Source organism: Herbaspirillum sp. SJZ106, assembly GCF_006715495.1.
In the GTDB taxonomy this organism is placed as follows: domain Bacteria; phylum Pseudomonadota; class Gammaproteobacteria; order Burkholderiales; family Burkholderiaceae_D; genus Herbaspirillum.
Genome location: NZ_VFNI01000008.1, coordinates 24,469 through 39,899, shown reverse-complemented (window position 1 = coordinate 39,899; position 15,431 = coordinate 24,469). Strand labels below are relative to the sequence as shown.

Here is a 15,431-nt window from a genome sequence, read left to right as displayed (position 1 = left end):
TCAGCGCAAACGCATGGTCTTGTGCTGCGCGTAATGCTGGTGCCAGGAGAAGGCTTCGCCCAGCAGGTGCGGCGTATGGCCGCCGGCCCGGCAGGCGCGCTCGAAGTAGTCGCGCAATTGCGCACGGTAATCCGGGTGGCAGCAATGCTCGATCACCTGCACCGCGCGCTCGCGCGGCGCCAGTCCGCGCAGGTCGGCCAGGCCCCACTCGGTGACCAGCACATCGACATCGTGCTCGCTGTGGTCCACATGCGTGGCCATCGGCACCACGCTGGAAACCGCCCCGCCCTTGGCCACCGACTTGGAGACGAAGATCGAGATCTGCCCGTTGCGGGCGAAGTCGCCCGAGCCGCCGATGCCGTTCATCATGTGCGTGCCGCCGACGTGGGTGGAGTTGACGTTGCCGTAGATGTCGAACTCCAGCGCGGTGTTCAGGCCGATGATGCCCAGCCGACGCACCAGCTCCGGATGGTTGCTGATTTCCTGCGGACGCAGCACCAGCTTGTCGCGGTAGCGGTCGAGGTGCTTGATGAAGTGCTCATACTTGGCCGACGACAGCGTGATCGACGAGGCCGAGGCGAACGCCAGCTGGCCCGAGTCGAGCAGTTCGATGGCGCTGTCCTGCAGCACTTCCGAATACATGGTCAGGCCGCGGAACGGCGAATCCACCAGCCCGTGCAGCACCGCGTTGGCGATGGTGCCGATGCCGGCCTGCAGCGGCGCCAGCGTGTGCGGCAGGCGCCCGGCCTCCACTTCGCCTTCGAGAAAACCGATCACATGGCGCGCGATGGCATTGGTTTCCTCGTCCGGCGGCAGCACCGAGGAGGGGCTGTCGGGCGTTTCGGTCAGCACGATGGCGACCACCTTGGCCGGATCGAACGCAATGGCCGTGCCGCCGATGCGCTGCTGCGGACTGGTCAGCGGGATCGGGCCGCGCGCCGGACGATCGCCAGGCAGGTAGATGTCATGCAAGCCTTCCAGCCCCAGCGGTACGCTGGTATTGAGTTCGATCACGATCTGTTTGGCCTGTTCGACGAAGCTGGCCGAATTGCCCACCGACATGGTCGGCACGATCCCGTGCTCGGTGATGGCCGCCGCTTCGATCACGGCGATGTCGATGCCTGACGGCGTGCCGCCGCGTAGCTGTTCGGCGGTCTCGGAAAGATGCTGGTCGATGAACATGACCTCGCCGGCATTGATCTTGCCGCGCAGCGTGGCATCCACCTGGAACGGCAGGCGCCGCGCCAGCAGGCCCGCTTCGGCCATCAGGCCATCGCTGCCGTTGCCCAGCGAGGCGCCGGTGATGACGGTAAAGCGCAATGGCTCGCGCCTGGCGCGTTCGGCCAGTGCGCGCGGCATGGCCTTGGCGTCGCCGGCGCGGGTGAAGCCGCTCATGCCGATGGTCATTCCATTGTGGAAGAAAGCGGCGGCCTCGTCGGCCGACATCAGTTTGCCGGCCAATTCGGGCTGGCGGATGCGCTGGTTGTCCATGGTGTGCTCCTGCTCGGTTTCTTTTGGAAAAGAGAAGTGCATCCGCGCCAGTGAGCGTTGCATGGCCTGCGGAACGGACTTCTTTCATTCTTGTTTTACTTCAGTATAGAAGTCCGCCTGCATGCACTGTATGATTTAAATTCTGCGATTCCAGTCGGAATCTGCATACTTTGATCTCCCTCGAATTCACCCTCGAAAGCCGGCCGACATGGATATCCGCGCCCTGCGCTATTTCACCGAAACGGTACGCCTGAACAGCTTCAGCCGCGCAGCCGACGCGCTGCATGTGACCCAGTCCACCGTCAGCAAGATGGTGCGCCAGCTGGAAGACGAGGTGGACGCCCCGCTGCTGATCCGCGACGGCCGCCGCCTGGCGCTGACCGACACCGGCCGCGTGGTCTATGAGCAGGGCCAGCAGATCCTGGCCTCGATGCAGCGCTTGCATGCCGAGGTGCGCGACACCAAGGCGCAGCGCCTGGGCCACCTGGACATCGGCATCCCGCCCATGATCAACATCCTGTGCACGCCGGTGCTCAAGGCCTTCCGCGAGCGCCATCCGGAAATCGCGCTCAACCTCAAGGAAGACACCGGCCCGCAGATCGAACAGCGGGTGGCCAATGGCGAGCTGGAGATCGGCATGACGGTGCTGCCCGTCGATCCCGAGCTGGAGCTGGAAGTCATGCCGGTGGCGCGCTATCCGATCTGGGCTGTGTCCCAGGCTGGCAGCTTCCAGAAGAACCGGGCCACCTTGCGCTGCGCCCAGCTGGACGGCATGCCGCTGGTGATGCTCAACAACGAATTCGGCCTCACGCGCAGCTTGCGCGGCACCTTCGGCGACATCGGCATCGCCCCGCAGATCGCCGCGCAAAGCGGCCAGTGGGACTGGCTGGTGGCCATGGCGCTGGCCGGCATGGGCGCCGCCCTGCTGCCCGAACCGTTCATCCACCGCATCGCCACCGACCAGTTGCAGGCGGTGCGCCTGGTCGAACCGGAGGTGCAATGGCAGGTCGCCTACGTGACGCGCGGCGGTTACCTGTCGCATGCGGCGCGGGCGTGGATGGGGATCAGCGGGGAATTGTTTGCCGGGGGGGTGAAATAAATGCCGTGTAGCCAGGGCGGCAACGACGACCCTCCCCCGTCGTCCTGACGAAAGTCAGGACCCAGCGTCGTTCAACGGCCATCGGGAGGCAACGAAAGACACTGGATCCCGGCATGCGCCGGGACGACGGGTTGTGGGCTGAAGCATGAAACAACATCAGGCGTCTGAATGTGCTTTTCAAACTATTCTGCTTTGGAATGAAATATAAGCACTTAAGTCATACAAAGAATATTTCGGCCTTCCTATACTGCCTCCTGCCGATGCCTGCAGCGCCTGCCGGCCGTGGCGGCGGAACCGGAATGACGCCGCTGCGGGAATAAAGCGCGCGGGCCTCGGCTTCCCCCTCCCCCACTTCAGACCGACCCGCCGCACCCTTAGCATGCCGCCGCCGCTATCCATCCCCGGTTTTTCCTTCTTGCGTGGTCTCGTCCGAACCCCCTGGCGCCATGCCCGCGCGCGGCTGGAGCGCTGGCAGGCGGATTTCCCGTTGCGCAACGCCAGCCTGTCCGAGGGCCTGCGCGCGGCCTGCGGTGCCAGCGCCATGTTGCTGCTGGGCGAATGGCTGGGCAATCCGTTGTTCTCGTGGGCGGCGATCGGCGCTTTCCTCACCTGCCTGGCCGACAGCGCCGGTTCCAACCGCGCGCGGTTGGCGTCGATGGGCGGCTTCGCCCTGGCCTCCACCCTGGGCGGCATGTTCGCGGCCACGGTCGCCGGCTGGAGCGTCGAGGCGGGTTTGCTGGCCATCATGGCCTGCGCCGGCGTGGCAGGATTCTCGCGTATCTACGGCGCTGCCGCCGGGCTGGTGCTGATGCTGGCGGCCGGGGTCTCGGCCATCATGGCCGACGCGCCGGTAGTGCTGTGGCCGCTGGCGCAAAGCCATGTGTTGATTTATTTCAGCGGTTGCCTGTGGGCCGTGCTGCTGGGGCTGACGGTCTGGCGTATCCACCCTTTCGCGCCGGCGCGCAAGGCGGTGGCGCGGGTCTATGGCGCGCTGGCGGAACTGGCGGCGATCGCCGCCGCAAGCCGCAATGACCAGGACCCCGCGCAATTGGCTCATGCCGCCGAACTGGCCGCGCATACGCGCCGCCATGCGCGCGTCGACATCGCCAATGCGCGCCGCGCGCTCGACGCGGTGGCCGGCGAGCGCACCGAATCGCGCCGCCTCTACGAAAACCTGCTGGTTCGGCTGGCGCGTGCCGGCGAGCTGCTCGACTGCATCACCGTGCTGGCCGACCTGCGCCTGACGCACTACCAGGAACCCGCTGCCGGCCGCCGCACCGCGCGCGTGCTGGAGGGCATGGCGCAACTGTTGCAAGGCATGCAGGCGGCGATGGCCAATGGCGACAGCATCGCGGCTGCCGATGACGCGCGCATCATGCTGCGGTTGCGGCAACTGGTGGCGCGCCTGCCCAGCGGCGCCGGGCGCGTGCTGCAATTGATGGAGGCCCCGCTGGCCGCGGGCGTCGGCGCTATCGACCCGGCCGGGCTGAAGCAGGCCGCACGCGTTGCCGGCGTAGACGCCGACGGCGTTTTGCGCGCGCTGTGGCATCGTGCGCGCGCCCTGTGGCGCAAGGCGGCGCTGCATACCAATGCCGGTTCAGCCGAGATGCATCACGCCTGGCGCTGCGCGGCGGCCGCTGGGGCCACCTACCTGATCGTGCATCTGCTGGAACTGCCGTTCGGCTATTGGGCCACCATGGCCACCATGCTGGTGATGCAGCCGAGCATTGCCGACAGCTGGGCGCGCAGCATGGAGCGCGCCATCGGCAGCATCGTCGGCGGCGTGCTGGCCCTGGCCTTGTGCCTGGTGGTGCATTCGCCGCTGGCGCTGGCGGTGCTGGTGTTTCCGCTGACGGTGCTGACCATGGCCTTGCGCCCGGTCAGCTATGGCTTGTATGCGACCTTCCTCACGCCGGTGTTCGTGCTGGTGGCCGATGTAGCGGTCGATCCCGCGCAGCAGTTGACCAACGCCGCGCTGCGCGCCGGCAACAACGTGATCGGCGCGGCGGTGGCGGTGCTGGCCAGTTACCTGTTCTGGCCGCGCCGCCAGCCGGTCGACGTGCGGGCGCAATTGCTGCGCATGGTGCAGCTCAACCTCGCGTATCTGGCCGACGCCATGTGCGCCGGGCACGACGGCGCCGAGGTCGCCCGCATGCATGCGCGGCGACGCGATGCCTGCGTGGCCAACGTCGAGGCCGGCCTGCTGCTGCAGCGCCTGATGCGTGAGCGCAGCCTGGCCGAGGGCGAAAGCGGCGCCGGCCGCACCGCCGTGGCGTTGTCGCGCCGCCTGGCGGCGGACGCCAGCCATGTGTGGACGCATCCGCAGCCGGGCGCGGCCGGCCTGGTTCCCTGGCTGCAGGAGATGGGCGCGGCGTTGGCGGCGCGGGACGGCGCGGCCTTGCATGAATTGTCGCGCCGGCGCCCCGCGCCGATCCAGTTGGCCCAGGCCGATGCGGTGGAAACCTTGTGCCTGCTGACGGCGGCGCTCTGCCCTGCCCCGGCGCGGCATTGAGCGCGGCCAGGCCAAGCAGCGGAAACAAAAAGCGGAAACAAAATCCCCCTTCCCGGTTCGAACGCGAACACAGCGTTTGCATCCACGGCATTGCCGTGGCCACCATATGGAAGGAGTGCGATGGACCTGGATTTCCTCTACAACATGAACGAAGGCCCGCTGCGTTCGGGCCTGATCGTGCTCGGCGCGGCGCTGGCGGCGGTGCTGGTGGCCGTCATCGCCCATCGCATCGGCATTGGCCTGATGCGCCGCCTGGCCCGCGGCCATCTGTTCACCATCACCGCCACCGAGGTGGCCTACAACGCCAGCCGTCTGTGTCTGATCCTGTTCCTGCTGCGCCTGGTGCTGACCGGCGCGCCGGACAATACGCCCGGGCTGACCTCGATCTCCTACCTGACCTCGGTGGCGCTGATCCTGGCGCTGACCTGGTTCCTGATCCGTTGCGTGAAATCGGTCAGCGTCGCCGTCATCAAGCTCAATCCCTACGACGTTGCCGACAACCTCAGGGCGCGCCGCATCCTGACCCAGACCCGGGTGCTCTCGCGCAGCGCGTATTTCATCATCGGGCTGCTGGGTTTGTCGTTCGTGCTCCTGACGCTGCCGGGCGCGCGCCAGTTCGGCGCCAGCCTGCTGGCTTCGGCAGGCCTGGCCGGCATCGTCGCCGGCATCGCCGCCAAGCCGGTGCTTGGCAATTTCTTCGCCGGGTTGCAGATCGCCTTTTCCCAGCCGATCCGTATCGACGACGTGCTCATCGTCAAGGGCGAATGGGGGCGCGTCGAGGAGATCACCGGCACCTTCGTGGTGGTGCGGATCTGGGACGAGCGGCGCATGATCGTGCCGCTGCAATGGTTCATCGAAAACCCTTTCGAGAACTGGACCCATACCTCTTCCACCATCCTCGGCACGGTGTTCCTGTGGATGGACTTCAGCGTGCCCACGCAGCAAGTGCGGGCCGAGTTCGAGCGCGTGTGCCGGACCTTGCCGTTGTGGGACAAGCGCGTATGCGTGATGCACGTGACCGACGCCGGCGAGCGCAACATGCAGATCCGCCTGCTGGTCTCCGCCGCCGACTCCGGCAGCGCTTTCGAGCTGCGTTGCCAGATCCGCGAACACATGATCGACTTTATCGCGAAGAACTATCCCCACGCGCTGCCGCGCCTGCGCGCCGAAGTGCAGGCGCACAACGATCCCGATGCCGACGCCGACGCGCCGGGCGCCATCATCGATGGCTCGCCCAGGGAAGGCGGCGTTTGAACCACGCTGGAAGAAGAGAAAACGGGAAGGCAAAAAGGTAGGCGGGCCACACTACTTGCGACCGAGGGGAGAGACTGTCGCTTTCATGGGGCCCGCCTGGGGAGAGCTTGGCACGCCGGGATCGCCGGCGTCCTCGGCAACGGGCGCGGATGGCGCGCGCTGCCGGTTACTGCGTACTGCGCCGGGGGATGCGCGGGCTTGCCGCGCATCAGGCCCGATTACAGCGGACGATACTGTTCGCTGCCGACGACATTGCCCTGGGAGCGGGCTTGTTGCAGTTCTTCCTGCACTTGCTGGCGGGTCAGGGTCGAACGAAAGGGCTTGTCCACGGGATATTGGTCGGTGACCACCATCTCGCCGTTGGCACGGGCTTCCTTCAGTTCGGCGACCACGTCGGCGCGGGTCTTGGTCGACACGAAAGGCTTGTCGATCGGGTATTGGTCGGTGACCAGGATCTCGCCGTTGGCGCGGGCTTGTTGCAGCTCGGCGATCACTTCGGCGCGCGACTTGGTCGACACGATCGGGGATTCCGGAGGATATGGGGCTTCAGCCATGGCGGCGCCGACGGCGCTGCTCAACAAAAGGCCTGCAATGAGGTTCCTGGCAATGTTCTTGGTGTTCATGATGGTTTCCTTGTGAGAGAGAAGATGCGCGATTCAGCCCGGCCCGACGTTTGTGGATCAGTCGCTTTTCGCTTTCATCGTGATACCAAGTGTAAGGATCGGAAGGCCCAAGAAAAAGGCGCAAAACCGGAATACATAATTCCCAAAAGTAGAACAATCAGTTTTTTCGTACAAGACCATTGAATCTATGGCAATTTTCCCCTATCGCGGCGACATGCGGGATTCCCGCAAAAACCGCCCGTGATCGCCTGGAAAGCCGCTGCAGCAAGGGATTGTGCCATCAATGGCAGCATGACCGCACGGACCGGTGCAACCAGGCCTCGGAGGCCGGACAAGAGGTTGCCTATTGCCGCGATACAAAATGCCAATGAACTTGTTCAATGGATTTGAGCAAGTTCTTCAAACATGTTCCTGTGTCATATCCCGGCAGGTGGGGGCGAATATCATCAACGCCAGCTCGCGCCGCGGTTGATGGCGGGCGGCTCTCGGGCGGCCGCCAGGGGAAGGAAAGAGCGGAATGGGATGCGGCGCACGGCATGAACCCGCGCGCCGCCAAGGGACGGTCCGGAACCTGCCTGCGGCAGGACCTCAGGCCGAAGGCGTCAGTTGCAGCGGCGACGGGGTGATGTCGCGTTCGCGCCGGGCGGCGCCTGCCGGCAATGGATGGCCCAGGCTGAACTTGCGTCCGGCCTCCGCCAATTTTTGCGCTTGCGCGCGCAGCATGTCGGAAGTGGCGGTGGCCTGTTCCACCAGCGCCGCGTTTTGCTGCGTGGCGTCGTCGATCTCGGTGACGGCGCGGCTGATCTGCTCGATGCCCGAGCTCTGCTCGCGGCTGGCGACCGAGATCTCGCCCATGATGTCGGTCACGCGCCGGATGCTGTCGACCACATCGCCCATGGTGGCGCCGGCTTGGTTGACCAATCTGCTGCCGGTGTCGACCTTGCCTACCGAGTCGTCGATCAGCTGCTTGATCTCCTTGGCGGCCGCCGCCGAACGCTGCGCCAGCGAACGCACTTCCGAGGCCACCACCGCGAAGCCCCTGCCCTGTTCGCCGGCGCGCGCCGCTTCCACCGCCGCGTTCAAGGCCAGGATGTTGGTCTGGAAGGCGATGCCGTCGATCACGCTGATGATGTCGACGATCTTGTTGGACGAGCGGTTGATCTCGTTCATCGTTTCCACCACCTGCGACACCACGCCGCTGCCCTTGCGGGCGACGTCCGAGGCATCCATCGCGAGCTGGTTGGCCTGCTGCGCATTCTCGGCGTTCTGCTTGACGGTCGAGGTCAGCTGCTCGATCGAGGCCGCGGTCTCTTCCAGCGAGCCGGCCTGCTGTTCGGTGCGCGAGGACAGGTCGAAATTGCCGGAAGCGATCTCGCCTGCCGCGGTGGTGATGGATTCGGTGCCGACCTGCACTTCGCTGACGATGGTGCGCAGCGATTCGTTCATCTCGTTCAGCGCGCGCATCAGTTCGGCGATCTCATCCTTGCCGTGCTGCTCGATGGTGGCCGAGAGGTCGCCCGCGGCCACCATCCTGGCCACGTCCAGCGCCCGCTTCAACGGCGTGGTGATGCTGCGCGAAATGATCACCACCGCCACCGCGCCGATGGCCACCAGCAGGATGCCCAGCACGATCATCAGTTGCATGCTGCGCTCGCTGCTCTGGTCGATGCTGGCGGCCAGCCGGTCGATGGCGTTGCGCTGCATCGCCAGCAGGTTGTTGACCTGCGCGCCATACGCCTTGGCCGCCGGGTCGAACACTTCCTTGTAGGCTTTTTCCGAAGCGGCGGCGTCGCCCGTCTTGCGCGTGTTCATCACCAGTTCCTTGGCGCCCTGGTATTTCTTGCGGGCCTCGATGATGACGGCCATCAGCGCCTTTTCCTCATCCGAAGACAGCAGCGGTTCGATCTTCTTGATGATGGCGCTGCCCTTCTTGACGCTTTCCTCGATGTCTTCCTTGAAGGTGTTGGAGAGCTCGGCATCGGTGCTGCGGGCGATCATCGAGGTGCGCACCACCGCGGAATAGGTGAGCACGAACCAGTCGGCCACCAGCCGCTCCTTGGCCAGCGGGACCTCCATCATCTGCCGCGTGGCGTCGGCGTTGCGCTTGGCGTTGTACAGCGCCATCGAGGTTGAAAGCACGGCCAGCACCAGCACGATGGCGAAGCCGAAGGTCAGGCGGTTGGAAATCCGCATGCGGGAGAGGATATTCATGATGTCGGCAAAATGGATGGTGGCTTGCGCCACAGGTCTCTGGATTATTGTTGTTGGTTGTTATTGGGCGTGGCCGCTGCCGCGGCGGATCGAGGCGACCCGGTGCGACAGCAGTTGCCGATCCAGATTACTGGCTTTTGGAGGCGGCGTGAATAGCCGTCGCACGCGGATGCGGGAAAGCAACAGAGTTGCCTCGCGGTATGTGGAGGCATGTGGCGGTCTGTGGCGATGCTGCCATGCGTCACACCCCGCCGCCAGGCAATGGCGTGGCCGCGTCAGCCTTTCTCAGTCTTTCGGCGCGAGTCCGGCGCGCGCCGCCATCACCTGCGCCAGCGCGCGCGTGCCGGCGGCGAAGTCGTCCAGCGCCATCGCCTCGTCCGGATTGTGGCTGCCGTTGCCGTTGCGGATGAACAGCATCGCGGTCGGGATGCCCTGGTTGGCGAACAGCGCGGCATCGTGCCCGGCGCCGCTGGGCAGGCGGCGATGCGCCAGTCGCAGGCGTTCGGCGGCGGCTTGCAGCTCGTCTTGCAGGGCTGCGTCCATGTGCGCCGGCTGGCTGCCGGTGCGCTCGCCCAGCGCGAAGCGCACGCCATGCTTCTGCTCGGCGGCGGCCACCGCATCCAGCAGGTGGCGTTCCATGCGCTGCAGGCTGTCCACGCTGCGCGAACGCACATCGACGCCGAAGCTGACCTGCCCCGAGACCTTGCTGATGTCGGCTTGCTGCGCATCGGTATAGACCTGGCCGAAGGTCAGCGTCAGCTCATGCCCTTGCGCTTCCATTTGCGCCCAGTCCTGCTGCAGGCGGGCGATCACTTCCGCCAGCGCGGCCACGGCATCGTGGCGATGGCTGCGCGGCGTGGCGCCGGAATGCGCATAGTTGCCCAGCACCTGTGCGTGCCGGTAGCGCAGGCTGCCGCAGATGCCGGTGACGATGCCTACCTGTTCGCCCGCTTCCACCAGCACCGGCCCCTGCTCGATATGCAGCTCGAGGAAGCCGGCGATGCGTTCCGCCTTCAGGTGCGCCTGGCCATCGGCGATGCCCGCGGGATGTCCGCCGCATTCGGCCAGGTGCTGGCGCAGGCTGCGCCGCGTATCCAGGCGCAGGATTTCCAGCGCGTCGGCGCCCAGCAGGCCGAACGCCGACTTGCTGCCGATGTAGGAGAGCGGGAACCATGCGCTCTCTTCCGCGCGCACGCCCATGACGGTGACGTCGCATTGCGGTTGCATGCCGGCCGCGATCCAGCCGGCCAGTATCGACAGTCCCGCCACCACGCCGGCGGCGCCATCGTAATTGCCGCCGCGCGGAACCGAGTCGAGGTGCGAGCCGGTCATCAGCGCGGGGGCGGCGCGATCGCGGCCGGGCAGCGTCAGGTAAAGGTTGAGCGCGGCATCGGTGCTCACTTCCAGGCCAAGCCGGCGCGCGGTAGATGCCATCAGTTCGTGCGCGCGCTGTTCCCCGGCGCCGTAGGTGTCGCGCGTGATGCCGTGGGCGGCGCCATGCAGGGCCTCGTTGTCGCTGCGCAGTTGTGCGAACAGCTGCTGCGCCAGCGGCACGTCGGGCTCGGCCGTCGCGGCCGGGATCTTGATATCCATGTCTGCTTCCAATGTGATGTGATGGCGCTAGAGCCGGCAGCCAGGGATGGCGCGCCATGGGGCATTCTGCTGTCCATTTATCCGTAGTGACAAGCAATTGTCATGCCGCGCCCGGCGGCGGCGGGCCCTGCTCCGGGCGCGCCAATGAAGAAACCGGAACGGGACCGGCCGGGTCGGTAATGCCGTTCAGTTAAGGCTAATTCTGAAGCACGCATCACCCGAGCCCGTTCGGGCTGAACAGGCCCGCCAGGGCCGTATCGAAGCCAGCGTGTCGGCCTTACCGGTCTTGCTTGCCCTTCGATACGCTGCTGCGCAGCTACTCAGGGCGAACGGAGCCTGGGCACCACAAACCTCCACAAACACAAATGCCGTTCAGCGCTTAACTGAACGGCATTACGGCCGGGGCGGGTGTTTTCTTGAACGTATTCAGGCCCGGCCTGGATGCCACAAGCGCCGGGCCAGCTGCTGGCGGCCGAGTGCGAGGTGAAGAAGCCGATGGTGAGCAGCACGATGCCCAGGATCGCCAGCGCCGCGAACCGACAGGAGTAAAGGGGCAGGGCGGGTGTGGCCGCCTGTCGCGGCGCGCGCGTCACTGCCGCTTGAAGCGGGCGAGCACCGAATTGGCTTGTTCCAGGAAGGCGGCCGGATATTGCTCCACCAGCTTTTCCAGCGAAGGGATCATGCGTTCCAAGGCGATGGTCAGCGCGATGTCGCTGATTTCCTCGCCCCACAGTACCTTTTGCACGAAAGCGGCCGGCCCGATCTCGGCGATCAGGCGCATGCTCATCTGGCGTTCGATGGTGTCGGTGCGCGGCCCGAAGATTTCCTCGAAGATGCGCACGATGGCGTGTTCCAGCTTGCGGCGGAAGGTCTCGACTTCGTCGATCAAGCGGCGCGGATCGTCCGGCGGCGGCATCTCGCCCCGCTCATACAGCTGGCGGGCCTCTTCGGCCATGCGGCCCAGCTCCTGGACATGCAGCGTCAGCGCGCCGATCTCATCGATCAGCGTGCGCACCCGCATCTGTTGCGGCATGTCGGACTCGGCCGAATCCGGTGGCGTTGGATTCATGTTGTTCTTGTTTGCGCAGGGCGCCGGTCCGACAAAGGCCCGCGCGACCTGCTTGAATCGAAATCAATCGCGGCGGAGAAGCCGCTCCCATGCGGTTTCCCTGCCACCCCTGCGAGCGCTGCCGGCCTTGCGGCCACTCCGGTTTCCCAGCCGGAATCGGCGGCGTCTCGTCCCTTGCCCTTGGCAGAACGCATCGCGCGGACAGCGAAGCCCGTGGATGGGATGCGTTCTAAAAATTTCCTTGTGGAAATTGATGGAAGTATAGTGCGCTGCAAAAAAAACGCATGAAAATTTTCTCCGGTCCGATGCGGAAGCGACAACGCCCGGCGTAATTATTGTCTGAATATTAAAAAAAAGGGCCGGAATTACGTTTCCTGGCATGCTGCTGGCCCGCCAGTTCCTCGATCTGGAACATGTCGGAAAACGCGCAGCACTCCTGCGCCAGCATCAGGATGGATGAAATGAAGCTGCTCTTGCGCTCGCTGCGGTAAAGCGCCACGTAGGGCACATCGGGCAGCTTGGGCGTGGTCTCGATGATTTCCAGCGTGCCGCTCTCGATCAGCGGGCGCAAGGGCTGGTAGGGCAGGTAGCTCACCCCCATGCCCGACACCGTCAGGCCGATCAGTGCCACCACGCTGCTGCAGCTCAAGGAATGGCCGGGGAAGATCGACTGCGACTTGATCCAGCGGTCGTAGATGATGCCGGTGCCCGATTTGTTGCCCTGGGTGAGGATCGTGTGCGAGGCCAGTTCATGCATGCGCAGCGGGCGTTTGCGCTCGCCGATCAGCCCCGGCCGCGCCAGCCATACGCTCTTGACGCTGGCCAGCGGCAGCGCCGACAGGCCGGGGTCGGTGAAGGCGTCGGGCACGATGATGGCGTCCATCTCATCGTTTTGCAGCTTGTCGCGCAGGTGCACGCTCAAGTCCACGTCGGGTTCGATCACCACGCGCGGATAGTGCTGGTGGATGCGCCTGACCAAGCGCGGCAGCCAGGTCATCGCGGTCAGTTCGGTCACGCCGATGCGCAGGCGGCGCTCGATCACCTCGGGCTTGCTGAACTGCTCGATGGCGATATCGCGCTGCTCCAGCAGGCGGCGCGCGATCAGCAGCATCTCTTCGCCTTTTTCGGTCAGGCGCGCCTGGCGGTGTTCGCGGTCGAACAGCGGGGTGTCGAAACTGGCTTCCAGTTCCTTGATGCGTTTGGAGACCGCCGATTGCGTGGTGTTGAGCTTGCGCGCGGCCGGCGCGAAACCGCCCAGGGTGGCGATCCAGTAGAGGGCTTCGAGTTGCTTGAACGAGAACATGGGGGCATTTCCTGGCAGGCCGCCGTGGCGCCACGGCGGATGGCGCATTGTAGTGCAAGCGGGGCATCGCTTTTGTTTTCTCCCGCCGGCCATCGCCGGCCCGTTGCCGCCGTGTTCCCTTTGTTTTCCTTGTTGTGCGAGAAGCCTTTCCCGTTGTCCGGGAGCGCGCCTGCGCCACCAAAGCCGTTTCATGCCGGATGTGCAATACATTCTTAAAAGCGATGATTTCTGATAATTAAATATCGCTTTTTTTGCGTTTTTATCGCTCCTATGATGCGGCCATCAACCAAAACAACATGCATCCGAGGAGATCGACATGGCGACCACTGTCCCTGTTTCCGCTTTGCCTTTCCAGATCAATCCCGTTGCCGCGCCGGCCCCGGCCGACATCGTCGCCGCCTTGCAGGACATTGTCGTCTCGCACCTCTCCGACAACTTGCAGCGCCTGAGCGGCATGGGCGGCCTGCGCCGTATCCATGGCGACAAGAAGCTGGTCGGCACGGCCGTCACGGTCAAGACCCGTCCCGGCGACAACCTGCTGATCTACAAGGCGCTGATGATGATGCAGCCGGGCCACGTGCTGGTGGTCGACGGCGGCGGCGAGACCAGCAATGCGCTGGTGGGCGAACTGATCATGCTGTACGCGCAGCAGCGCGGCTGCGCCGGCTTCGTGCTGGACTCGGCGGTGCGCGACACCGCGGCTTTTCTTGAGGCCGACTTCCCCTGCTATGCGCGCGCCGTCTCGCACCGCGGCCCCTACAAGAACGGCCCCGGCCACATCAACGTGCCGGTCACCATCGGCGGCCAGGTGGTCAATCCCGGCGACATCGTGGTCGGCGACGAAGACGGCCTGGTGTGCTTCCCGCAGGCGCAGGCCGAGTCGCTGATCGACGCCGCCCGCAAGACCCAGGCGTACGAAGAGGCCATCAAGGCTGAAATCGCCAACGGCCGCGTCGAGCAGGAATGGCTGGCCCGCGTACTGACGCCGTTCGGCCTGTGAACCGCGCCGGCATCGCCCCCTGTTTTCACCACATTGGAGTTTGCATTGGATTTCCTGCCTGCCCATCGGCTTGACAGCGTCAAGCCATCCCCCAGCATGGCTGCAAAAGCTCGCGTCGACGCCTTGCGCGCCGAAGGGCGCAGCATCATCGATTTCACCATCGGCGAGCCCGACTTCCCGACGCCGCAACACATCGTCGAGGCCGGCATCGCCGCGCTCGGCGCCGGCCACACCCGTTACACCGCAGCTACCGGCACCCCGGCGCTGCGCCGCGCGATCGCCGACAAGCTGCAGCGCGAGAACTCGCTTTCCTACGGCGTCGACCAGATCGTGGTCGGCATCGGCGCCAAGCACATCATTTACAATGCCTTCGCTGCAACCTTGAACGAAGGCGACGAAGTCATCATTCCGACGCCATTCTGGGTGTCTTATCCGGACATGGTGGCGCTCAACGGCGGCACGCCGGTCATCGTCGGCTGCGACGAAAGCTCCGGCTTCAAACTGACCGCCGCCGCACTCGAAAAAAGCATCACGCTGCGCACCCGCTGGCTGGTGCTCAATACGCCCAACAATCCCAGCGGCGCGGTCTACACCGCAAGCGAACTGAAAGCGCTGTGCGAGGTGCTCATGCGCCATCCGCAGGTGTGGGTGATGACCGACGAGATCTACGAGCATTTCGTCTACGCCGGCGCGCAGCACGTATCGCCGCTGCAGGTGCAGCCGGAACTGGCCGGACGCACGCTGGTGATCAACGGCGTTTCCAAGGCTTATGCGATGACCGGCTGGCGCATCGGTTACGGCGCCGGACCGCGTCCGCTGATGCAGGCGCTGGGCTTGCTGATGACGCAGAGCACCACCTGCGCCGCCGGCGTCAGCCAGGCCGCTGCCGTGGCGGCGTTGTCCGGTTCGCAGCAATGCGTGGCCGAAGGCGCGGCGCTGTTTGCGCAGCGCCGCGAGCGCATCGTCGCGCTGGTCAATGCCATCGACGGCATGCGTTGCCTGGCGCCGGATGGCGCCTTCTACATCTTCCCGAGCGTGCAGGGCCTGCTGGGCAAGAGCACGCCGCAAGGCAAGACGCTGGCCAGCGATGTCGACGTGATGATGTACTTCCTCGAACAAGCCGGGGTGGCCACCATCGATGGCACTTCTTACGGCCAGCCGGGTTACCTGCGTTTTTCGTTCGCGACTTCGCTGGAACAGATCGAGCAGGGATGCGCCCAGCTTGCCGCCGCGGTCGCGGCGCTGAAGTAAGCGCGGGTTCAGTAAAACTTGCCGG

The 15,431-nt window shown here is 65.3% G+C and carries 11 protein-coding genes; 5 read left to right on the top strand and 6 right to left on the bottom strand.

Translation table 11 applies throughout. The features are described from left to right. Window positions 1–1,491, bottom strand: a complete 1,491-nt coding sequence (locus FB598_RS19690) for an acetyl-CoA hydrolase/transferase family protein (RefSeq protein WP_141918088.1) — start codon at window positions 1,489–1,491, stop codon at window positions 1–3. Window positions 1,492–1,699: 208 nt separating this feature from the next. Here FB598_RS19690 and FB598_RS19685 point away from each other — a divergent pair, with 208 nt between their 5' ends. The 3 genes from FB598_RS19685 to FB598_RS19675 all read left to right on the top strand — a co-directional run bounded on the left by FB598_RS19685 (window position 1,700) and on the right by FB598_RS19675 (window position 6,356). After that, on the top strand, window positions 1,700–2,590 hold the full coding sequence (locus tag FB598_RS19685) for a LysR substrate-binding domain-containing protein (protein WP_141918090.1): 891 nt from the start codon (window positions 1,700–1,702) through the stop codon (window positions 2,588–2,590). Between the two features lie 415 nt (window positions 2,591–3,005). Further along, window positions 3,006–5,102 (top strand): FUSC family protein, encoded by a 2,097-nt coding sequence (locus FB598_RS19680; RefSeq protein ID WP_255464113.1) that lies wholly within the window; start codon window positions 3,006–3,008, stop codon window positions 5,100–5,102. A 120-nt stretch (window positions 5,103–5,222) separates the two neighbouring features. Continuing rightward, complete coding sequence (locus FB598_RS19675; RefSeq protein WP_141918099.1) at window positions 5,223–6,356, top strand: mechanosensitive ion channel family protein; 1,134 nt, start codon at window positions 5,223–5,225, stop codon at window positions 6,354–6,356. Window positions 6,357–6,574: 218 nt separating this feature from the next. Here the strand turns inward: FB598_RS19675 and FB598_RS19670 are convergent, their stop codons facing one another. The 5 genes from FB598_RS19670 to FB598_RS19645 all read right to left on the bottom strand — a co-directional run bounded on the left by FB598_RS19670 (window position 6,575) and on the right by FB598_RS19645 (window position 13,155). Beyond that, window positions 6,575–6,979 (bottom strand): DUF4148 domain-containing protein, encoded by a 405-nt coding sequence (locus FB598_RS19670; protein WP_141918104.1) that lies wholly within the window; start codon window positions 6,977–6,979, stop codon window positions 6,575–6,577. 588 nt (window positions 6,980–7,567) lie between these two features. Next, the gene (locus FB598_RS19665; protein ID WP_141918108.1) at window positions 7,568–9,190 is read right to left on the bottom strand and encodes a methyl-accepting chemotaxis protein; all 1,623 of its coding nucleotides are present in this window, start codon (window positions 9,188–9,190) and stop codon (window positions 7,568–7,570) included. Window positions 9,191–9,475: 285 nt separating this feature from the next. Then, complete coding sequence (locus tag FB598_RS19660) at window positions 9,476–10,783, bottom strand: Zn-dependent hydrolase (protein WP_141918111.1); 1,308 nt, start codon at window positions 10,781–10,783, stop codon at window positions 9,476–9,478. A 589-nt stretch (window positions 10,784–11,372) separates the two neighbouring features. Further along, window positions 11,373–11,852, bottom strand: coding sequence for a hypothetical protein (locus FB598_RS19650; protein WP_255464111.1), 480 nt, complete (start codon window positions 11,850–11,852; stop codon window positions 11,373–11,375). A 346-nt stretch (window positions 11,853–12,198) separates the two neighbouring features. Next, the gene (locus FB598_RS19645) at window positions 12,199–13,155 is read right to left on the bottom strand and encodes a LysR family transcriptional regulator (RefSeq protein ID WP_141918119.1); all 957 of its coding nucleotides are present in this window, start codon (window positions 13,153–13,155) and stop codon (window positions 12,199–12,201) included. A 316-nt stretch (window positions 13,156–13,471) separates the two neighbouring features. Here FB598_RS19645 and FB598_RS19640 point away from each other — a divergent pair, with 316 nt between their 5' ends. Both FB598_RS19640 and FB598_RS19635 read left to right on the top strand, forming a co-directional pair. Beyond that, window positions 13,472–14,155, top strand: a complete 684-nt coding sequence (locus FB598_RS19640; RefSeq protein WP_141918123.1) for an RraA family protein — start codon at window positions 13,472–13,474, stop codon at window positions 14,153–14,155. 96 nt (window positions 14,156–14,251) lie between these two features. Further along, the gene (locus tag FB598_RS19635) at window positions 14,252–15,406 is read left to right on the top strand and encodes a pyridoxal phosphate-dependent aminotransferase (protein WP_141918128.1); all 1,155 of its coding nucleotides are present in this window, start codon (window positions 14,252–14,254) and stop codon (window positions 15,404–15,406) included. The last annotated feature ends 25 nt before the right edge of the window (window positions 15,407–15,431 follow it).